We start from the raw sequence: 22,516 nt of genomic DNA, 5'->3' as shown, positions 1-22,516 counted from the left end.
TAAATACTACTTTCCTTTGATATCGTCGTCATTCATCTTCAAAACTGCCATAAATGCATCTTGCGGAACGTCTACCCGACCAACTGCCTTCATGCGCTTTTTACCGCGTTTCTGCTTTTCAAGTAGTTTTGCACGACGGTCAGGATCCCCTGTATGGATCTTCCAAGTAACATCTTTACGATATGGCTTAATCGTTGCACGAGAAATAATCTTGGCACCAATAGCACCCTGAATATCAACTTCAAAGTTTTGACGTGGGATTAACTTCTTGAGCATCGAAGTCATCTGACGAGCACGAACTTGGGCTTCATCACGGTGAGCAATAAAGCTCAAGGCATCGATTGGCTCTTTATTAAGTAACATATCAATCTTAACTAAGTCAGTTGCACGATAGCCAATGATTTCATAATCAAGAGAAGCATAACCTTTAGTTGAAGACTTCAAATCATCAAAGAAATCAAAAATAATTTCAGCTAGCGGCATCTTGTAAATGACATTAACACGATACTTATCAAGATAATCCATGGTTTGGAATTCGCCGCGTTTTCTTTGGCACAACTCCATAACCGGTCCAACGTAATCATTAGGCACCATAATTTCAGCCTTAACATAAGGCTCTTGGACTTCTTGGTATTCACCTGCATCAGGCAATTCAGCCGGATTTTCGATTAACTTGGTCGAACCGTCATTCATGATTGCGTGATAGTCCACACTTGGTGCAGTCATGATTAAATCCATACCAAATTCTTGCTCAAGACGTTCTTGAACAACGTCCATGTGAAGCAATCCTAAAAAGCCACAACGAAAACCAAATCCAAGTGCTTGCGAGGTTTCTGGTTCAAACTCTAAAGCTGCATCGTTTAATTGCAGTTTTTGCAAAGCTTCTTTTAAATCATCGTATTTTTGGTTATCAACTGGATACATACCAGAATATACCATTGGCGGAATTTGACGATAGCCGGGAAGTGGTTTTTCAGTTGGATTTTCAGCGCTAGTAATTGTATCACCAACACGAGTTTCACGAACTGACTTAATATTAGCTGTTAAATAGCCTACATCTCCAGCAATTAACATATCTTTTTTAACGGGATGCGGACTTGAAACACCAACTTCAGTAACTTCAAATTCTTTACCTGTATTCATAATTCTGATCTTATCGCCTGGCTTTACTGTTCCTTCTTCAATGCGAACAGCTAGCACGACTCCGCGATAATCGTCATATTTTGAATCAAAGATTAAGGCCTTTAATGGTGCAGTTAAATCACCTGCTGGAGCTGGCACTTTTTTTACAATTTCTTCCAATAATTCTGGAATACCTTGACCAGTTTTTCCTGAAACTTCAACAGCATCTGAAGCATCAAGACCAATCATTTCTTCGATTTCACCCTTACACATATCTGGATCGGCAGATGGCAGGTCAATCTTATTGATAACTGGTAAAATTTCCAAATCATCATCAATTGCTAAATAAGTGTTAGCTAAAGTCTGTGCTTGTACACCTTGCGTTGCATCAACAACTAGCAAAGCTCCTTCACAAGCTGCTAGTGAACGCGACACTTCATAAGAAAAGTCGACGTGTCCTGGTGTGTCAATCAAGTGAAAAATATAAGTTTCACCATCTTTAGCATGGTACTTAACTTCAACTGAGTTTAACTTAATGGTAATTCCACGTTGACGCTCAAGTGGCATATCATCAAGCAATTGATTTTTCATTTGTCTTTCTGAAACCGTATCAGTCAATTCTAAGATACGGTCAGCAATCGTAGACTTACCATGGTCAATGTGGGCTACGATTGAAAAATTTCGGATGTGTTTTTGATAATCTTGTAATTTTTTAATATCCATATACTCACCTTTTCGCTTTCTCAATTATATCAAAGGCTTGCAGTAAGTTAAAATTCTTATTGATTATTTTACGCTAGATTAATTATTTTCTATAAGTTAAAATTAAACATTATTATTTGGAGGAATAACAATGAAACATAAAGAATCAGCTGGAGCAATTATCTGGCGTAAGAAGTTAAATAAACTTGAGTTTTTATTAAGTAAAAGCCAAGCTTATAAACAATTCCCAAGCTATTGGAGTTTTCCTAAAGGACATCTTGAAGATATAGAAACTCACCATCAAGCTGCACAAAGAGAAGTTTTTGAAGAAGTTGGTTTAAAACCAATATTCGATTTTGATTTTTCTACTAATTTTACTTACCAAGTAACTGAAAATATTGAAAAAACAGTTACTCTTTACCTTGCCAAAGCAGTTGAAGGACAAATAATTAAAGTTCAACCTAGTGAAATCAAGCAAGCAAATTGGTTTAACTATCACGATGCTTTAACATTACTTAATGATTATCCAGATTTAGTTTCCTCTTTCAAACAAGCTAATTCATATCTCTTAAATAACTAACAAAAACGCATACCTAAGGGCTAGCTAACTAGTTCCTAGATATGCGTTTTTTTATTCTCCGTTAAGTTTATCCTTCAAACGTTCAAAGAAGTTCTTTTCTTGTGGGGTAATATTACCACCACCAGCTTTAACATAATCAACTAAAGCCTCTTTTTGCTTATCGTTCATCTTTTTAGGAATAACCACATTAACGGTAGTTTCTTGATCGCCACGACCAGTGCTATTTAAGTGTGGTACACCTTGACCGCGAAGTTTGAAGTGGGTATTAGGCTGCGTACCTGCTGGAATCTTTAAAGTAACCTTGCCGTCAACAGTATCAACTTGGATTTGATCGCCTAGCGCTGCTTGAGCAAAGGAAATTGGTACTTCAGTATAAATAGTTGTCCCTCTTCTAGTAAACTTCTTACTTGGTTTAACTTTAAAGACAATATATAAGTCACCGTAAGGACCACCATTTTTACCAGCTTCACCATCGCCACTCTTACGCAATTGTTGGCCATTATCAATCCCAGCTGGAACATCAATTTCAACAGTATGACGTTTTTGAACAGTACCTTCGCCATGACAAGTTGGACAAGGGTGTTCAATAATCTGTCCTTTACCATGACACTTATCACAGGTAGTTTGCTGCCGCATCATGCCGAATGGTGTTTGACGAGAAATCGTCATTACACCAGTTCCATGACATTTATCACAGGTAATTGGATGAGTACCCTTTTCAGCACCAGATCCATGACAAGCTTCACAAACCTCGCTACGATCATAGCTAACTTGGGTCTTTTTACCTTTAATGGCATCCATAAAGTCAATTTCTAAAGTGTAATCTAAATCTTGACCTTTTTGTGGTGCAGTTGGATCAGCACGTCTACGTCCGCCACCGCCAAACAAGTCACTAAAGATATCGGTGAAATCACCAAAGCCACCATTAAAGTTAGTGTATTGAGCTCCAGATCCACCGAATCCTGCGCCGCCAAAGCCACCTTGGCCATTTACACCTGCTTGACCAAATTGATCGTATTGAGCTCTTTTTTGTTTGTCATGAAGCACTTCATAGGCTTCGTTTACTTCTTTATATTTTTCTTCAGCACCAGGTTCATGGTTTAAGTCAGGGTGATACTTTTTCGCTAATTTACGGTATGCCTTATTAATATCAGCATCGCTAGCATTTTTATCAACGCCCAGAACTTCGTAATAATCACGTTGTGCCATATAAAAGCTCCTTTAATTTACAAAAGAAAAGAACTACAAAGCGCAGTTCTTTTCTTTTTTGATCCAGTCTATTATACCTGCTTTACTTATCTGGGTCTACTTTATGAAAGTCGCCATCAACTGTTGGACCACCATCATTATTTGAGTTGTTGCTACCATCATTTTGTGGACCTTGTGGGCCTGCTTGAGGACCAGCTTGACCAGCTGCACCTTGAGCGCCACCATTTTGTTGGTAAAGTTTAACAGCTAAGTCTTGAGCAACTTTTGATAGAGCATCCTTCTTAGACTTCATTTCATCTAAGTTGTTGTCTTTTTGAGCTTTCTTTAAGTCATCCAAAGCATCTTGTACTTTCTTGACTTCATCATCGCTAACTTTACCCTTAACTTCTTTCAAAGTCTTTTCGGTAGTGAAGATCAATTGATCTACTTCGTTACGTAAATCAACTTCTTCCTTCTTCTTCTTATCTTCATCAGCGTGTTCTTCAGCTTCTTTTTGCATACGCTTGATTTCTTCATCAGATAAACCAGAAGAACTCTTAATGGTAATCTTTTGTTCCTTACCAGTACCCATATCCTTAGCAGATACGTTTACGATACCGTTTTTATCAATATCAAAGGTAACTTGAATTTGAGGAACGCCACGTGGTGCTGGTGGAATGTCAGTTAATTCAAAGCGTCCTAAAGTCTTGTCGTCAGCTGCCATTGGACGTTCACCTTGTAATACGTGAACATCTACGGCTGGTTGATTATCAGCAGCAGTTGAGAAAATTTGACTCTTTGAAGTTGGGATAGTAGTGTTTCTGTCGATTAACTTAGTGAAGACACCACCCATTGTTTCAATACCAAGTGATAATGGAGTAACATCAAGTAAAACGATATCCTTAACATCACCTGAGATAACACCGCCTTGAATAGCAGCACCCAAAGCTACGGCTTCATCAGGGTTGATTGAGTGGTCAGGTTCTTTGCCAGCCCATTTCTTAACAGCTTCTTGAACTGCAGGAATACGAGTTGAACCACCGTTTAAGATAACCTTGCTGATGTCGTTTACAGTTAAACCAGCATCTTTTAAGGCGTTATCAAATGGAATCTTAGTCTTTTCAACTAAGTCATTAGTTAATTCGTCAAACTTAGCACGAGTTAAGTCAGCTTCAAGGTGAAGTGGACCGCTTTCTCCTGCTGAGATGAATGGAAGAGAAATGTGAGTTTGAGAAACTCCTGACAAGTCTTTCTTAGCTTTTTCAGCAGCATCCTTCAAACGTTGAAGTGCCATCTTGTCCTTAGATAAGTCAATACCATTTTCATCTTTAAAGTTCTTGATTAACCAATCCATAATACGGTTATCAAAGTCATCACCACCAAGGTGAGTATCACCATTAGTTGATAATACTTGGAATACTCCGTCACCTAATTCAAGAACGGAAACATCGAAAGTACCACCACCAAGGTCGTAAACCAAGATCTTTTCGTCTGCTTCATCTTTATCTAGACCGTAAGCTAAAGCTGAAGCAGTTGGTTCGTTAACAATTCTTTGAACGTTAAGTCCAGCAATCTTACCAGCATCTTTAGTAGCTTGACGTTGTGCATCGTTAAAGTATGCAGGAACAGTAATAACTGCATCAGTAACCTTTTCACCTAAGTAGTCTTCTGAGAATTTCTTGATGTATTGCAAGATCATAGCAGAAATTTCTTGAGGAGTGTATTCCTTATCTCCCACCTTAACCTTGTATCCAGCTTCACCCATGTGACGCTTGATTGAAGTAATAGTGTTAGGGTTAGTAATTGCTTGACGCTTTGCTACTTCACCTACTTGAATTTCACCATCTTTAAATGCAACTACAGAAGGAGTAGTACGGTTACCTTCTGGATTAGTAATAATCTTTGGTTCTTTACCTTCCAATACTGCAACTGCTGAGTTAGTAGTACCTAAGTCAATACCAATAACTTTTGACATATGTAAGCTTCCTTTCTTTATTGAGCAACAACAACCATTGCTGGTCTTAATGTTCGATCTTTATATTGATATCCTTTTTGCAAAACTTGAACGACTTGGTCCTTTTGTGAATCATCTTTTGCTGCAACAGTTTGTACAGCTTGATGAACATTTGGATCAAATTTTTGGCCTTCAGCTTCAATTTCAACAATTCCATGATCCTTCATTGCCTTAACTAATGAATCCAAAGTCATTTGTACACCCTTTTTAAGTTGTTTTGAAGCTTCATCATCAGCTTTTACAGCTAAGGCTCTTTCAAGATTATCCATTGCTGGCAAAACATCCTTAGCTAAGCTTTGAGATTCATATTTAATAAGTTGGGCTCTTTCTTTCGTATAACGAGCTTGCATATTTTGAATCTCAGCTTCGCTTCTTAAATACTTATCTTCTAACGTCTTGCTAGCATCTGCTAATTCAGCAACCTTTGCCTTTAAAACCTCTAGTTGCGAATCATTTTGTTTTTCTTGAGGCTTAGTATCTTTAGCTTTCTTTTCAGCTTCTTTTGCCTCATCTGGGGTAACCTTTTGCTTTTGATCTAAATCTTTTTCATGCGGAAATTCTTCTTTACTCACAGTTAACCTCCTTTACTTAAACCTATCATAGTAATCTAGCAACTTCTTAGCTAGTTCATTTCTAAAGTACTCGAGTAAACCGATCATCTGCGAGTACGGCATGTTAGTAGGACCTAATAGAGCGAGCGTTCCTTTTCCATATTTTCCAACGCTATATTCTGCTGTAAGCAAACTGTAATTCTTCAGTAAATCTGAGGGAAGTTCAGAACCAAGCTTTACTTGAATCTGCGACTTTTGATTAAGACTTACTGCATCATGTGGGTTAAATCCCATAAGACTCGAAATTATATCATTTTGATCAATTAATTCATAAAGCGACTTGATCTTAGATACATCTTCGCTTTCATAGTTGTTAAGTAAGTTCAATTGACCATCGACATACATTTGCTCGCTAGCCGCATCTTTAACTACGTCTTGGAGTAAATCTAAAATTTCTGGTGCAGAACCGCCAGCAACTAAATGATGGGCAATATTATTAAATAGATCATCATTTAATTCGCTCAAATGCTTACCAACTAACTGATCATTAATTAAACGAACTGCTTTTTCTATCTCTTCACCGTTGCTTCCATGAGGAATAGTATAAACTTGATTCTTCACATTTCCATCATCAGTAACCAGGATTGCCATTATTTGATAACTAGATAATGGAACTACCCTAAAACCCGTAATTGCAACATCATGAGTTTCTGGACCAGCTGCAAAAGCAGTATAATTAGTCAAATCTGATAAGATTTTTGCTGCTTCTTGTACAATTTCATTTACTTGATGAAATGGTTGATCAAGTTGACAAACTATCTGATTATAAACTGATGCTGGAATTTCCACTGGATCTACTAGATGATCCAAATAATAACGGTAGCCTTTAGTTGAAGGAACTCTTCCACTGGAAGAATGAGTCTTTTCTAAAAGACCTTGTTCTTCTAAAGCAGCCATTTCATTACGAATAGTAGCGCTAGAAACCTTAATTGGTAGTTGATTCATCACGGTCTTAGAGCCAACGGGTTCGTGCGTTTGCGTAAAATCCTTAATGATGGTTTTCAAAATTAACTCTTGCCGCTGTGTCAACATTTTTATCGCCCCTTTATTAGCACTCAAGTTCTTCATGTGCTAACAATATATATGTTACCATACATTAGCAATTGTTCAAGAGGAGTGCTAATTATTTTTAGACTTTTTTATTTCTGCAAAAAAATCCGCTTTTTCGCCACCTGCTCAATAAAGTATTGATCGTGTTCAACCAGAAGCATGGCAGGTTTGACTGTTTTTAATAAGCCAATTAACTGATCTTGGTTAAAGACATCTAAATAATTAGCTGGCTCATCCCATAAGTATAAATCAGCTGGTTCAATCAGAGACTTTGCAATCGCCACTCGTTTTTGTTGCCCCATACTCATTTCTTCAATTTTTGTTGAAAAACTCTCTCTCGGAAATCCCATTTTCTTCAAATTATTAAGTAAATCTTCATAAGATAACTTTTGTTTCTGAGCAAATTCTTTTAAACTACCCGTATATTCAGTAAAGTCCTGCGGTAAATATGAAATTTTTAAGCCATTAGCTAGTTCAATTTTTCCAACAATTGTAGCATCTTTTGCCTGATCTAAAATCACTTTCAACAAAGTGGACTTACCGCAGCCGTTAGCGCCTTCTAAAGAAACTATGCCCGAGTTTCTTACAGCTAAGTTCAGATCTTCAAATAATTGTTTATCTTGAATTTTCAAATCTAAATGCTGAATTTCAAGCAAAGTATTGTGATAATTTGGTGTAAAATTCATCGTTAATTCTGGTACATCTTCGATATTTGTCATTAGGCCTTTTTTATCTTCAATCGCTTTGTCCATCCTCTTTTCTTGTACAAGTGCTTTCTTCATCATTTTTGCTGATGCATGACCAATCGCACCAGTATTTAATCTTGTACGTCGATTAAGAATATGTTTAGTTTTTCTACCAATATGTTTAGATGCCTCAATGCTATCCGACCAGTTATGAAATTGAACACTCTTTTTATTTAAGGCTTTCACTTCACCTTTAAGCTTTTCATTTTTCTGCCGATTAAAATCATCACGCTTGGACTTAGTATCTTCGTAACTTGAAAAATCACCTTGATATAGATGGATCTCTTTATTTTCAATTGCTAAAATATGGTCCGTTACTTGATTTAAGAAATCACGATCATGACTAACCACAATATAGCCATGCTCATGCTGCTTTAAATAATTTGCTACTTGCTTACGACTATTTTCATCCAAATGGTTAGTTGGCTCATCAATTAAAGGAAAATAATTTTTATCTGTAAATGATAATGCAAGTAAAACCTTTGTTTGTTCACCACCACTTAAAGTATTAAATGGCTGCCAAAGCAAGTTAGTATCGCATCCCATCAAATTTAACTCACGTTCTAATTCCCACTGCTCAAAGTTAGTCTTTTCTTGCAATTCAAAAAGAGTTATATTTTCAGGATTCTCAATTTCTATTGGAAAATAAGAAAAAGTCAATTTAGTCTGAATTTGACCCAAACCATACAGCTTGTTTCGAAGTAAGTTGAGAAACGTCGTTTTACCGCGTCCATTTCTTCCTGTAAGGCCTAGTTTCCAACTACTATCTAAGTTTAAATTTAAATTGTCAAAAATATTTTCACTGCTATCATCATAGTGAAAAGAAAGATTTGTAATTTTTATAATACTCATAAAAAGTCACCTCAAGCAAAAAAGAGCCAGTCCTTTGACAATGTGCAAAAAGACTGGCTCTTTGAAATGACTTAAAAAGTAAACAAAAAGAAGTAGACCAGTCGCACTAATTCTGTCAAAGCACACAAAAAGACCCTTAAATAATAAAAAGTCGATTAATAAAATGCTTTAAACAAAATTAGTTACGCAACGGCGCTCCTTCTTTCTACAAATTGAATTTCATATGATATTAATAATTTATCATAATTAATTATAAAAAACTAGCTTAATTTCGTTTTAATTCATAAAAATACTGCTGGACTGATTTTTGATCACGCTGCAATTGGTCTGATAATGCCTTGATACCTGAGAATTTTTGGTCTCCACGAATAAATTTATACCATTTAATCGTCATTGGCTTATCATAGGCTTCTTGATTGAAGCCAAACAAGTGCGTTTCAATGCTTAAATCTTGATTAGCAAAAGTTTCGTTATAGCCCACATTAGTCATTGAATCATACCACTTACCATCAATCTTAGTTTTTGTAGCATAAACTCCAACTTTAGGTAGAACTTTACTGCCTTCAACTTTTAAATTAGCCGTAGGAAACCCAATCTTATGACCTCTTCTAAAGCCACGTACTATAATGCCTGAAGTTTGGTATGGCTTATCTAATAAGCCCATAGCAAGTGATACATTTCCATCTTGAATGGCTTTTCTTATTTCAGTGGATCCAACTTTGATGCCAGCAAAAGTTTGCTCAGGTTCAACCACAATCTTAAAGCGATCTTTAGCAAACTTAGGTAAATTATCGATATTTGCTACATCTTTTGGACCATAAGTATAATCAAAGCCTGCAACTACTGTATCAGTATGTAGTCCAACGATAATGTCATCCACAAACTGTTGCGGAGCAAGCTTACTAAAGTTTTCATCAAAGTGGACTACTAAAAGATAGTCTACTCCTAAAGATTCCATCTTATTTTCTTTTTCAAGTTGAGTGTCTAAATAAACAAACTTCTTATCTTTCTTGTAGATTTCTTTAGGATGACGGTCGAAAGTCATCACGACTAATGGTAAGCCTTTTTCTTGTGCGATCTTCTTAGCATCTTTAATTAAGGCTTGATGACCGATATGAACGCCATCAAAAAAACCAAGTGCTAAAACAATGTTAGAATCGCAAATTTTTGTATTAAATGGATATTTTAAGGTTATAACCTTCATTTAAAAATCCTCATTACTCATTTTTTAACAACATTAAATCTGGACGATAAATGTCATCTTTTTTCTGATAAATTGCCTTGATTTTTTTATTATAACGCAAAGCAACTTTTTTATCTGGTTGATTTAATTTGATACCTGCTCCATTTTTTACCCGATTGTATTGCGCATCATTTAAATCGATAGTCTTTATATCATAAAAAAAACTATCAATTGGCTGTAGCCATTTTTCAGGATGTTCAACATTACTTTCAATATCTTCCAGCGTAACTGCTTGAGACAAGTCAAAACCTGAACTAGCTGTTCTAGTCAAGCTAGTCATAACTGCTGGACAGTCTAATTCTTGGCCTAAATCATTAACTAGAGAGCGTACGTAAGTGCCTTTAGAGCAGCGAATTGCAAAATCAAAGCTTTGCCTTTTTTCTTGTTCATCATAAACTGGATCGCCAGTTAAGCTATAGTCATAAACTTCTACTTCTCTAACTGGACGCTGCACTTCAATGTGTTGCCTTGCATATTCGTATAATCTTTTACCATTAACTCTAACTGCAGAATAAATTGGTGGCATTTGATTAATTTTTCCTGTAAGTTTTTGCATCCCAGAAATAATTTCGTCAGATGTAAATGGTACATCGACTGCTTTAGTTTCTAAAACTTCGCCATCTAAATCATAGCTATCAGTTCTTTTACCAAACATACCTGAACCAATATAGGATTTAGGCTTGGTGTGCATTAGCTCAATTAACTTAGTTGCTTGCCCAATTGCAATTGGTAAAACTCCGTTTACTTCGGGATCGAGCGTCCCAGCATGACCAATTTTTCTAATTTGCAATATTTTTCTTAATTTATAAACGCAATCGCTGGACGTCATTCCACGCGCTTTATTTAAAACTACGATTCCATTAAGCATAAAATTTCCGTTTCTACACTAAAAGACGCCATAGATGGCGTCTTTTGAATTATTTATTTTCTCTTTCTTGATCGGCTTTCTTGACTTGTCTAATCAAGTTGTCAATCTTGCTACCATAAGCAACTGAAGTATCACGTTTAAAAATCAATTCTGGAACTTTATAAACTGTTAAAGTTTGTCCAAGCAAGTGACGCATCATGCCTTTGGCTTTTTCTAAACCTTCAGCAACTTCTTTTTCTTTTTGTGCATCATCAGTTAATAAACTGTAATAAATAGTCGCATATGATAAATCATTTGTACATTCAACAGCAGTGATTGTTACATCGCTTAAACGAGGATCGCGAATATCTTTACGTAAAATCTTAGTCAATTCGCGTAAAATTTCGCCCTCAACACGACCAATTCTATGTTTCATGTCAAAACCTCCTAAGATTAGGGATCAATTATTGAGGCTTAACTTCTTGCATTTCATAAGCTTCCAATTGGTCATCAATCTTAATATCATTGAAGTTTTCGATTGTTAACCCACAATCAAATCCTTGCTTAACTTCCTTGACATCATCTTTAAATCTCTTCAAAGAAGCAACCTTACCATCATATTTAACAATTCCGTCACGAATTACACGTACACCAGAATCACGAGTAATGTAACCACTATCTACAAAGGCACCGGCAATTGTACCAACTTTAGAAACCTTCCAAGTTTCACGAACAGTCAAGTTACCAGTAACTTTTTCTTCGTAAGTCGGTTCAAGCATACCCTTCATAGCTGCTTCAACATCATCCATTGCCTTGTAAATAATGTTGTAAAGACGAATGTCAACGCCTTCGCTTTCAGCCTGACTCTTAGCAGTTGCAGTTGGACGAACATTGAATCCAATAATAAATGCATTTGAAGCACCAGCTAAAGTAACATCAGATTCATTAATAGCACCTACGCCTGCGTGAATGATGTTAACTCTTACGCCTTCAACGTTAATCTTTTCAAGAGATTGTTGCAAAGCTTCTACGGAACCTTGAACATCGGCTTTCAAGACAATGTCAACTTCCTTCATGTTCTCCTTCTTCATTGTATCAAATAAGTTATCAAGAGTAACATGTTGTACATTTTCACGTTGCTTTTCAAGAGCATTCTTAGCACGTTGTTCACCAACACTACGTGCAGTCTTTTCATCATCAAAGACAACTAACTTATCAGCCGAAGATGGAACATCGTTCAAACCAGTAATTTCTACTGGAGTAGATGGAGTAGCTTTTTTAACGCGACGTCCCTTATCGTTAGTCATAACACGTACACGTCCGAAAGTATCACCAACAACAATTGGATCACCAACTTTAAGCGTACCTTGTTGAACTAAAACGTCAGCTACAGCACCGCGTCCCTTATCAAGACGAGCTTCAATAACAGTACCAATAGCTTTTTGGTCTGGATCAGCCTTTAATTCCATCACATCTGATTGAAGCAAGATCATTTGAAGTAAGTCATCAACATTCTTACCAGTCTTAGCAGAAATCTTAACAAAGATGGTATCTCCACCCCAGTCTTCTGGAACTAAACCATACTTCATCAATTGTTCCATAACGTGATCAGGATTTGCTCCTGGCTTATCAATCTTGTTTACCGCAACAATAATTGGCACCTTAGCACTCTTAGCGTGGTCAATTGCTTCAATAGTCTGTGGCATTACACCGTCGTCAGCTGCTACAACTAAAACAACGATATCAGTGATTTCAGCACCACGAGCACGCATGTTAGAAAAGGCAGCATGTCCTGGAGTATCCAAGAAAGTAATCAAACGATCATCAAGTCTTACTTGGTAAGCACCGATCTTCTGGGTAATACCTCCAGCTTCATGTTCAGATACGTTTGTATGACGTAAACGGTCAAGCAAAGTAGTTTTACCGTGGTCAACGTGCCCCATGATAGTTACAACTGGTGGACGCTTAATTTGGTGCTTAGATTTCTTAGAAGCTTCAACTTCTTTAGTGTAAAGAGTATCAATGTCAGAAATATCTTCATGAACTTTTTCTTGAGCATCAATACCATATTCAGCTGCCAATAACTCAATTGTATCTTTATCTAAAGATTGGTTTTGGTTAGTCATAACGCCAAGCATAAAGAGCTTTTTAACGATTTCAGCTGGTTCTCTGTGAAGAAGCTTACCTAAATCTTGAGCATTCATGCCTTCTTCAAAAACAAGAGTTTCTGGCAATGGACGTTCTTTTCTTTGAGTAGGTTGCTTTTTAACTTCTTGAGTTTGGTTATTGCGCTTGTTCTTCTTATTACGACGTCTACGTGCTTTATCAGAATGTTCGCTACGTTCCCGTTCGTATTCTGGAACTTCACGCTTTTTACGACCTGGCTTGCCAAAGTCTTTCTTACGAGAAGGCTTAGCATTTTCAGGAGTGGGTTGAGCTGGAATTACTGGCTCAACTTTTTTAACTTTTGGTTTATTTCTTGCAGGTGATGGCTTAATAATCTTAGGACCAGTTGGCTTTTGGCTTGCTTCAACGCGAGCTTTAACAGCTTCAGCACCTACTGATGGAATTGATTTCTTTTCAGCTTTTTTCACTTGTTCTACTTTCTTAGTACCTTTGCTTGAATTTTGTTGTTCATGCCATTGACGACGTGAACGTTCTGTTTGAGCATCCAATTCTGAAGATTCTGCTCTTTGCTTATGTTGTAGTTGCTTTAACAGATCTCTGGCTGCAGGGCGCGAATTCTTGTTGTCATTATTTTGACGCCGACGTTCATTATTCTTTTTATTGCGATTTTGTTCTTGATCATTGCGATGATTATTCGAACGCTTTTTATTCTTTGAGAAATCTTTCTTTTTCTCATTATGACTAGGTCTTCTAATTGCGCCTACAGAAATCTTAATCTTACTCTTTTTCTTGGTTGCTTTACCAGCATTCTTATTAGATTTAAATGCTTCAACTAATTTATCAGCTTGAGCATCATCTAAGGAGGACATATGGCTCTTAACATCAAATCCTAATTCCTTTGCCTTATCTACAACGGTCTTATTATCGATGTTTAATTCTTTGGCTACTTCATAGATACGTTTTTTAGCCATCAAATCACTCTCCTTCATCTATTTTTCTAATTAACGCCTTACTAAAACCTAAATCAGTTACGGCTACTAATTTACGCTTTTTTCCTAGAGCGTGGCTTAATTCAGAACTTGTCAATTCTCTCACTAACTTAATTGCCTGATCGTGCTTGGTTAAAGAAAGAATTTTATCAGCTGTATTGTCACTTGCATCTTTAGCTAAAATGACAACTTTAGCTTGATGAGCTTTAATAGCTAGACTAACCGCATCATAGCCGCTAACAAGTTTGCCTGCTCTTTGAATCAAACCTAAAAAATTTAAAATCTTTAATTTATTATTCAAAACTATTTATCACCAAACAATTCTTTTCTTGCTTTTTGGTGATCGACATAGTCGTAAAGATCCTTGTAAAAATCTTCGGAAATTTTTGCACCGAGACTTTTTTCTAAAACACGGTTTTTTTGTGCTTCTGCAATCTTTTCTGGAATTAAAGAAACATATGCTCCGCGCCCTGACTTTTTACCAGTAGGATCAACGCTGACATTTTTATCTTTATCAATCACAATCCGCACTAATTCTTTTTTAGGTACCATTGTGTTGGTTAAAAGATCTTTACGCATTGGAATTTTTCTTTTTTTCAAAGAAAATCACCTAATTCCTATTCTTCATCCTTATCAGCATCATCGTCTAATTGAGAATCAACTGTTTCTCCGTTTGGAAAATCTTCAGTATTCTCAACTTCGCTGCTATCGTTACTTGAAGAACCATCTGCATCTTGAGCAGTTTCTTCAGTAGAATCGTCTTCATCGCCTTCGTCAACAAACTCAACTTGTGATTCAGGTTTAATATCGATCTTATAGCCAGTTAAACGTGCTGCTAAACGAACATTTTGACCCTTTTTACCAATAGCTAATGACAATTGGTAATCAGGAACGATAACTAAAGCATCTTTGCTATCGTCTTCTTCATCACCAAATTGAACTGCTATAACTTCTGCTGGATTCAAAGCATTTGCAATGTAATCAGATGGATCATCTTCATATTTAACAATATCGATGTTTTCGCCACCTAATTCGTTAACGATATTTTGAACTCTGGAACCCTTTGGTCCAACTAAAGTTCCCACTGGATCAATGTTAGGATCATTGCTCTTAACAGCAATCTTGGTGCGATCGCCTGCTTCACGCGCAATTGAAACAATTTCAACAGTTCCATCATAAACTTCAGGAACTTCTTGCTCAAAAAGACGCTTTACAAGTCCTGGTGCAGTACGTGATACAGTGATTTGAGCTCCTTTGGCATCAGAACCTACACGAGTTACCAAAACACGGATCTTATCTTGCGGATTGTAAGTTTCGCCAGGTAATTGATCATTATGTGGCATCACTGCTTCAACATTACCAATAGTCACATAAACAAAACGATTGTCTTGTCTTTCAACTGTACCAGTCACAATCTCATCTTGGTATTGTGAATATTCATCAATAATGTGATTTCTTTCAGCTTCACGAAGTCTTTGCATAATGACTTGTTTTGCTGTTTGAGCTGCAAGACGACCAAAGTTCTTTGGTGTTACCTCAAATTTGATTTCATCGCCTACTTCGTAAGCACGATTGATTTCAAGAGCATCTTTCAAGCTTACTTCCAAACGACTATCTTGAACTTCATCAACCACAGTCTTAACCGCATTAACTTTAAAGTTACCCTTCTTTTCATCAAAAACAACTTCAACGTTTTGTGCTTGATTATAGTTCTTCTTATATGCTGCAACCAAAGCTGCCTTTATTGCATCTACAATGACATCTTGTTTAATACCTTTTTCTTTTTCTAAAGTAGCAAAGGCTTCTACCATTTCTTTAGTCATAAGTTTTTGATCATCCTTTCTAAAACTCAATTGCAAATCGAGCATTAGCAATCACATTACGAGGAATTTTAATTTCTTTCGTGCGTGTCTTAACCTTAATTTCTAAAGTTATTTCATCTTCATCAAGCTGTCTTAAAAAACCTTCATAGATTTTACTGCCGTCAAGATTTTTATAAAGTCCAACATGAATGTAAGAGTCAAGCGCATTTTGCCAGTCTTTATCTTTCTTAATTGGTCTTTCCAAACCAGGAGAAGACAACTCAAGAACATAAGGATCTGGAAATGGATCTGGGTCCAATTCATCTAGTTTTTCAGAAACGATGTCACTTAATTCAGCAATCTCTTCAATATCAATACCACCTGGTCGACGATCTACGTAAATACGCAAGTAATATTGAGTCTTTTCTTTAACATATTCTACATCAACGACTTCGTCGCCTCGAGCTTGTGCTAAAGGTTCGACCAATTTAGTAACCATTTCAGTAACTTTTGACAAACTTCTTCCTCCGTAATAAAAAGAGTGAGCATTACTGCTCACTCGAATTTGCTATTCGAACTTCGTGTTTAGAATAGCATATTTCTTTAGTTTTGTAAAATATGACGCTAAAATAGCGACAATTGATTTTGATCAGGCATCCCTTCCAATACACCATTGTTTTCAAAATAGTCCATGATTGTTTGCGAAACTTTACCACGTTTTGACAAATCTTCTTTGGATAAGAATTCCTGCTCAGCTCTTGCGGCAACAATTTGCTTAGCAGCATTGTCACCTAAACCTGGTACAGCATTAAATGGAGCTAAAATGGTGTGCTCATCTAAAATCTTAAAGTCAGTAGCCTCAGATTCATTAACATCTACCATCTTAATCTTAATGCCGCGTTCCAAACATTCATTGGCAATTTCCAAAACTGTCAGAAGCGACTTATCTTTAGCGCTGACATCCATTCCTTTGTCTTGAATTTCCTTCATTGCTGCCTTAACAGTATTTTTACCGTGACTCATTGCAACTAAGTCAAATAAGTCAGCACGAACTGAAAAGTAAGCCGTGTAGTAAATAACTGGGTAGTACACTTTAAACCAAGCAATTCGTAAGGCCATCAAGATATAAGCTGTGGCGTGAGCCTTAGGAAACATGTACTTGATCTTCAAACATGAAGGAATATACCAATCTGGAATATTATCATTTTTCTTTAAAACTGCCATATCATCATCGCTTATTCCGCGTCCATGACGCACTGATTCCATTGTTGAAAAGGCAACTTCTGGTTTAACTCCCCAGTGAATCAAGTCCATCATGATGTTGTCACGACAACCAATTACGTCTTTAATCTTGCAAGTGCCGTTTTTAATTAAATCTTCAGCATTACCTAGCCATACATCGGTTCCGTGAGAAAGGCCAGAAATCTGCAATAATTCAGAAAAAGTATTTGGCTTTGTTTCTTCAAGCATTCCGCGAACAAAACGCGTACCAAATTCAGGCACGCCAAGTGTTCCAGTTTGCGATTGTATTTGCTCAGGAGTAACGCCCAAAATATCAGGACTCGCAAATAGCGACATGACTCCTGGATCATCAGGTGGAATAGTCAAAGGATCAATTCCTGACAAATCTTGCAGCATTCTAATCATCGTTGGATCATCATGTCCTAAGATATCAAACTTCAAAATATTATCATGAATTGAATGGAAGTCAAAGTGCGTTGTCAGCCAAGCAGCATTTAGATCATCTGCTGGATATTGCACCGGCGTAAAATCATAAATATCCATATCGTCTGGAACCACAACAATACCGGCCGGGTGTTGACCTGTAGTTCTTTTTACCCCACTGGCACCAGCTGCCAAACGATCAAGTTCCGCATTTCTTAAATGCAATTCATGTTCGTCTTCATAGTGCTTAACATAGCCAAATGCAGTCTTATCAGCAACTGTGGCAATTGTTCCCGCACGATAAGAATTATCTGGTCCAAACATTACTCGAATATAATTGTGAGCAACTGGTTGGTAATCTCCTGAGAAGTTCAAATCGATATCAGGAACTTTATCTCCATGAAATCCCAAGAAAGTAGCAAACGGAATATCTTGCCCATCCTTAACTAATGGCGTACCACATTTTGGACAATCCTTATCAGGCAAGTCAAAACCAGACCCGTATTCTCCATTTTCATAAAAGTGAGAATACTTACATTTTGGACAGCGATAATGTGGAGCTAACGGATTAACTTCCGTAATACCAGACATTGTAGCTACTAAACTAGAACCCACAGAACCACGAGAACCTACCAAATAGCCATCTTTATTAGACTTAGCTACCAGACGTTGAGAAATTAAGTAAATTACGGCATAACCATTAGAAATAATGGAATTTAATTCCATATCGATTCGATCCTTAACTAGTTTTGGTAAAGGCTTACCGTATAACTCATATGCCTTATTGTAAGTTAAGTCCTTCATTTCTTGATCGGCATCGGCGATATGCGGTGGATATAAACCACTCTTAATTGGTGCAATATCTTCAATTTGATCAGCTATTTTATTAGTGTTTTCGATAACTATTTCTTTTGCCACATCTTTGCCTAAAAAGTCAAAGGCATCCAGCATTTCTTGCGTTGAATAAAAGTGTAAATCTGGCAAAGATTTATTTCTATCAGGATTACCCTTTTGCGCCGCTAATAAAATCTTTCGATAAATAGCTTCATGAGGTTCAACATAGTGACTGTCGCCAGTTGCAACTACTGGTTTATTTAATTCTTTACCTAATTTATAGATATTAGAAATAATTTCATGAAGTTCATCTTCGTCACTAATTAAATGGTCATCAATCAATGTCTGATAATTAGCTGGTGGTTGGACTTCTAAAAAGTCATAAAACTTGGCTTTTTCACGAGCGTCATCATAGCCTTTTTGCATCATGGCAATAAAGACTTCGCCTTGCCAACAGCCCGAACCATAAATTAAGCCTTTATGATACTTTCTTAGTTCTGACATTGGCGTTCTTGGGACACGGTAAAAGTATTTCGTTGAAGCAACCGAGATCAACTTATACATGTTCTTTAAGCCTTCTTGGTTCAAGGCTAAAACTGTCATATGGTGCGGACGAGCTCTCTTATATACTTGACCGTATTTAGCATAATCGTTCATTTTACCAAGATCGGCTTCATGGAAACGATCATAAAAAGCATCAAGTAGCTTAAACATCAAATAACCAGTTGCTTCGGCATCTTGATTAGCTCTATGGTGGTGCTCTAAAACAACGTTATATTTTTTGGCTAATGAATCTAAAGTATGACGCGTCTGTTCTGGGTGAAGCAAGCGTGATACTTCTAGCGTATCGACAACTGGCTGGGTAATCTCATCTAATCCAGCTCGTCTTAATGCTGCATTAACAAAGCCCACATCAAATTGAACGTTGTGTCCACATAGTGGTCGATTGCCATAAAAATCTTTAAATTGCTTAATGACAACATCTTCATCGTCAGCTGCACTAACCATTTCATCAGTAATTGATGTTAAGTTAATTGTCGTATCGCTCAATGGATGGTGGGGATTGATAAACTTGTCAAAGCGCTCTAAAACTTCGCCATTCTTCATCTTAACGGCACCAATTTCAATGATAGTATCATAAACAGAAGATAAACCTGTTGTTTCAACGTCGAAAATAACGTACTCACGATCGCGATAATCCATTTCAGCTGGGTTTAAGACAAGCAATGCATGATCGTCAATTGTATTAGCTTCATAACCATACAGAATCTTCATATCTTCAGCTTTCCCAGTATGATAGGCTTCTGGGAAAGATTGCACATCGCCATGGTCAGTAATTGCAATAGCCTTTTGCCCAAATTTCTTGGCTGTTTTAATAAAATTAGTTGGAGGATCAATTGCGTCCACTTGCGACATATTAGTATGAAGGTGCAGCTCAACGCGCTTTTGTTCTCCTTCATACTTTTCTTGCCGGCCTTTATGTTCAACTAATTCCATGTTACGAATATTAAAGACTACATCATGTTGCCATTGGTCATCAGCAGCGTAGCCTTGCATACGAGCCCAAACACCTGGCTTAATTGAACTTAAATAATCAATTTCATCTTTGTCTGAAACAAACTTTTTAAAGCTAATTGAATCAGTATAATCTGTAATTTCTCCAGTCCAAATTGCTTTTCCTGATTTTAATTCTTTTAACTCAGTAGAAAAGATATTTCCTTCTAAAACTACATTGCTAGTTCCATCTTCAATATCTTTGATTTGCACAAATTGTGCTTTTTCATTAATTTTGCCTTTGCCAAATTTACTAGTGCGAGAATTGTTACTCTTCTTCGGTTTAGGTTCTGGAGGGTTCTGCTCATAAAAGGCCTGCATTGCTGATTCATGTTCAGCTTGCTGCTGCTCTAAGCTTTTAAAATTTTCATCAATTCGACTTTCATCGAGCTTAGTAGTGAATTTGATGTTGAAAAATCCATATTTTCTGAACTCTTCGTTCAAATCAGCTAAAACTTGCTCATTAATTAATCCGTTGACTACTTTATTTTGAGCAGGAATTAACCACTTATCTTTTTCAAAATACGGCGTTTGATTTTGTAAAAACTCTCTTACAACAGGCTGTAATTTCTTGGAGTTTTGAACTACATATTTCCAATAATCAGGTAAGTGTTTGGCATCTCCATCAGCTGTTTTAACTTCTAATTCCACATCAACAAATGGATTGAAGTCTTGTTCAATAGCTTTGGCCAATGCATGGTAAGTATCAAAATCTAAAGGCGTGTTAAAAAAAACGTGGATTTTCCATCTACGCTCACGAGCATACACGTCCACGTTTTCAATCTCGCCTTTTTGCAACAGCTCATTATCTGCAAAATTATCGGGAAATTTAACTTGTTTCAATAATTGTAAGAAAAGATCGTTCTTCTTAGTCACGAAAAATTATCCTAACTTTTCACTAATATAAGCTTCCAACTCGTCAACAGAAAGCTTTGCTGCCTTTTCATCAGTTGGTTGCTTAACTTCTACAATATTATCTTTGGCATCGCGTCCAATAGTAATTCTAATAGGTGCACCTACTAAGTCAGCATCATTGAATTTAACACCTGGACGTTCATTTCTATCGTCATACAAAACATCATACTTAGCAGAAAGTTCTTTTTCAAGTTTTTCAGCCAATTCAGTTTGTACATCGTCTTTCATCTTCATTTGAATTAAATGAATTGTAAATGGTGCAATTTCTTTTGGCCAAGCAACTCCACGTTCAGTTAAGTGTTGTTCTACAGCTGCTGATAACATTCTAGTTACACCGATACCGTATGAACCCATGATAACTGGTTGTGCTTTACCATTTTGATCTAAGAAATCAGCACCCATTGTCTTAGTGTAGTAAGTACCAAGCTTGAAGATGTGACCTACTTCGATAGAGGTTGTAAATTTAAGAGGTAAATGATCAACTGGATCTGGTTCGCCTTCATTTGCCACACGAATGTCAGCAAATTCGTCAACTTTGAAGTCACGATCCAAGTTTGCATTTTTATATTGGTAGTCAGTTTTATTAGCACCAACAACCACGTTGTAAAGATTCTTTACAGTTTCATCAGCAATGATCTTATCTGCCCAGTTAGCATTAATTGGACCTACGCCACCTTTAGCACTACCGGTAATTGCTTCTAAATCTTCTGCATCGGCTTCACGAACTTCATCAGCGTCTAAAATATGACCTAATTTTACTTCGTTAATTTGCTTATCACCACGAATCAAAACTAAAACTTTTTGATCGTCAGCAATATACAAAATACTCTTTACAATTCTGGTTGCAGGAACATCTAAGAACTTAGCTAACTTCTCGATTGTATCGCAATCTGGAGTAGCCACTTTATTTAATTCTTTCGGCTCTTCTGGTTCTTGCTTAAAGTTATCAATACTCTTAGCCATTTCCAAGTTAGCAGCATAAGTACCCTTTTCGTTAGTTGCAATAGTATCTTCACCAATTGCAGCTGGTGCTTGGAATTCAGTTGAGTTTTTACCCCCCATTGTGCCAGAGTCAGCAATAACTGGGTGAACAGTTACGCCAGCGCGTTTGAAGATCTTAAAGTATGCAGATTTTTGATCATCAAATTGTTCATCCAACTGTTCACGATTGGCGGCAAAACTATATCCATCAAGCATCACAAATTCACGGCCGCGCAATAAACCGAAACGAGGACGATTTTCATCACGAAACTTAGTTTGAATTTGGTATAAAGCAAGTGGCATTTGCTTGTAACTCTTTAAGTTCTTAGCAACAATCTCGGTAAAAGTTTCTTCATGTGTTGGTCCAAGTAAACTTTCACGACCATGGCGGTCATTTAACTTGAACATTTCTGCACCGTATTTCTTGTAACGGCCAGATTCTTGCCATAAAGTTGCTGGTAATAAGTGTGGCATAATCATTTCTGGAACATTAATTCTGTCCATTTCTTGCTCAATGATTCCTTCTGCCTTGCGCAATACTCGGTATCCTAAAGGCAAGTACGCATAAACTCCGGCAGTAACCTGACGAATATATCCCCCACGAATCATCAACTTATGACTTTCAGCTACTGCATCAGCAGGAGCTTCTTTCAAAGTTGGCATAAAAAATTTTGATTGTCGCATTTTTCCTCCA

General features: G+C 36.8%; 17 protein-coding genes. 1 reads left to right on the top strand and 16 read right to left on the bottom strand.

Annotated elements, in window-relative coordinates:
• Positions 1-6: 6 nt before the first annotated feature.
• Entirely contained in the window at positions 7-1,845 is a 1,839-nt protein-coding gene (gene lepA / locus BN55_RS00895; RefSeq protein ID WP_008469657.1) for a translation elongation factor 4, read from the bottom strand.
• A 130-nt stretch (positions 1,846-1,975) separates the two neighbouring features.
• Between lepA and BN55_RS00890 the strand changes: the two genes are divergently transcribed.
• Complete coding sequence (locus BN55_RS00890) at positions 1,976-2,404, top strand: bis(5'-nucleosyl)-tetraphosphatase (RefSeq protein WP_008469656.1); 429 nt, start codon at positions 1,976-1,978, stop codon at positions 2,402-2,404.
• A gap of 51 nt (positions 2,405-2,455) precedes the next feature.
• Here BN55_RS00890 and dnaJ read toward each other — a convergent pair whose 3' ends face one another.
• The 15 genes from dnaJ to BN55_RS00815 form a co-directional block, all read right to left on the bottom strand.
• Entirely contained in the window at positions 2,456-3,613 is a 1,158-nt protein-coding gene (gene dnaJ / locus BN55_RS00885; RefSeq protein ID WP_008469655.1) for a molecular chaperone DnaJ, read from the bottom strand.
• 82 nt (positions 3,614-3,695) lie between these two features.
• On the bottom strand, positions 3,696-5,567 hold the full coding sequence (gene dnaK / locus BN55_RS00880) for a molecular chaperone DnaK (RefSeq protein ID WP_008469654.1): 1,872 nt from the start codon (positions 5,565-5,567) through the stop codon (positions 3,696-3,698).
• Positions 5,568-5,584: 17 nt separating this feature from the next.
• The gene (grpE, locus tag BN55_RS00875; protein ID WP_008469653.1) at positions 5,585-6,178 is read right to left on the bottom strand and encodes a nucleotide exchange factor GrpE; all 594 of its coding nucleotides are present in this window, start codon (positions 6,176-6,178) and stop codon (positions 5,585-5,587) included.
• 12 nt (positions 6,179-6,190) lie between these two features.
• A complete protein-coding gene (hrcA, locus tag BN55_RS00870) occupies positions 6,191-7,249 on the bottom strand; it encodes a heat-inducible transcriptional repressor HrcA (protein WP_008469652.1) in 1,059 nt (352 codons plus the stop codon).
• A 107-nt stretch (positions 7,250-7,356) separates the two neighbouring features.
• Positions 7,357-8,865 (bottom strand): ribosomal protection-like ABC-F family protein, encoded by a 1,509-nt coding sequence (abc-f, locus tag BN55_RS00865; protein ID WP_008469650.1) that lies wholly within the window; start codon positions 8,863-8,865, stop codon positions 7,357-7,359.
• Positions 8,866-9,130: 265 nt separating this feature from the next.
• Positions 9,131-10,069 (bottom strand): riboflavin biosynthesis protein RibF, encoded by a 939-nt coding sequence (gene ribF, locus BN55_RS00860; RefSeq protein ID WP_008469649.1) that lies wholly within the window; start codon positions 10,067-10,069, stop codon positions 9,131-9,133.
• A 13-nt stretch (positions 10,070-10,082) separates the two neighbouring features.
• The gene (gene truB / locus BN55_RS00855; RefSeq protein ID WP_008469648.1) at positions 10,083-10,976 is read right to left on the bottom strand and encodes a tRNA pseudouridine(55) synthase TruB; all 894 of its coding nucleotides are present in this window, start codon (positions 10,974-10,976) and stop codon (positions 10,083-10,085) included.
• A gap of 49 nt (positions 10,977-11,025) precedes the next feature.
• Entirely contained in the window at positions 11,026-11,391 is a 366-nt protein-coding gene (locus tag BN55_RS00850; protein ID WP_008469647.1) for a ribosome-binding factor A, read from the bottom strand.
• Positions 11,392-11,419: 28 nt separating this feature from the next.
• Positions 11,420-14,053 carry a translation initiation factor IF-2 gene (infB, locus tag BN55_RS00845; protein WP_040469065.1) on the bottom strand — a complete coding sequence of 878 codons (2,634 nt, stop codon included), beginning with the start codon at positions 14,051-14,053 and terminating at the stop codon, positions 11,420-11,422.
• Between the two features lie 4 nt (positions 14,054-14,057).
• Positions 14,058-14,372 (bottom strand): L7Ae/L30e/S12e/Gadd45 family ribosomal protein, encoded by a 315-nt coding sequence (locus BN55_RS00840; RefSeq protein ID WP_008469645.1) that lies wholly within the window; start codon positions 14,370-14,372, stop codon positions 14,058-14,060.
• 2 nt (positions 14,373-14,374) lie between these two features.
• Entirely contained in the window at positions 14,375-14,671 is a 297-nt protein-coding gene (gene rnpM, locus BN55_RS00835) for an RNase P modulator RnpM (protein WP_040469063.1), read from the bottom strand.
• Positions 14,672-14,688: 17 nt separating this feature from the next.
• Positions 14,689-15,894: a transcription termination factor NusA gene (nusA, locus tag BN55_RS00830; protein ID WP_040469090.1), complete on the bottom strand. Its 1,206-nt coding sequence runs from the start codon at positions 15,892-15,894 to the stop codon at positions 14,689-14,691.
• Positions 15,895-15,913: 19 nt separating this feature from the next.
• Complete coding sequence (gene rimP, locus BN55_RS00825; RefSeq protein ID WP_008469641.1) at positions 15,914-16,390, bottom strand: ribosome maturation factor RimP; 477 nt, start codon at positions 16,388-16,390, stop codon at positions 15,914-15,916.
• 107 nt (positions 16,391-16,497) lie between these two features.
• Complete coding sequence (locus BN55_RS00820; RefSeq protein WP_008469640.1) at positions 16,498-20,802, bottom strand: PolC-type DNA polymerase III; 4,305 nt, start codon at positions 20,800-20,802, stop codon at positions 16,498-16,500.
• A 6-nt stretch (positions 20,803-20,808) separates the two neighbouring features.
• Positions 20,809-22,506 carry a proline--tRNA ligase gene (locus BN55_RS00815; RefSeq protein ID WP_008469639.1) on the bottom strand — a complete coding sequence of 566 codons (1,698 nt, stop codon included), beginning with the start codon at positions 22,504-22,506 and terminating at the stop codon, positions 20,809-20,811.
• Positions 22,507-22,516: the final 10 nt, after the last annotated feature.

Source organism: Lactobacillus hominis DSM 23910 = CRBIP 24.179, from assembly GCF_000296835.1.
GTDB classification, from domain to species: Bacteria; Bacillota; Bacilli; order Lactobacillales; family Lactobacillaceae; genus Lactobacillus; species Lactobacillus hominis.
Note: the sequence above shows the minus strand (reverse complement) of the source record. Positions and strands in the feature narration are given on the sequence as shown.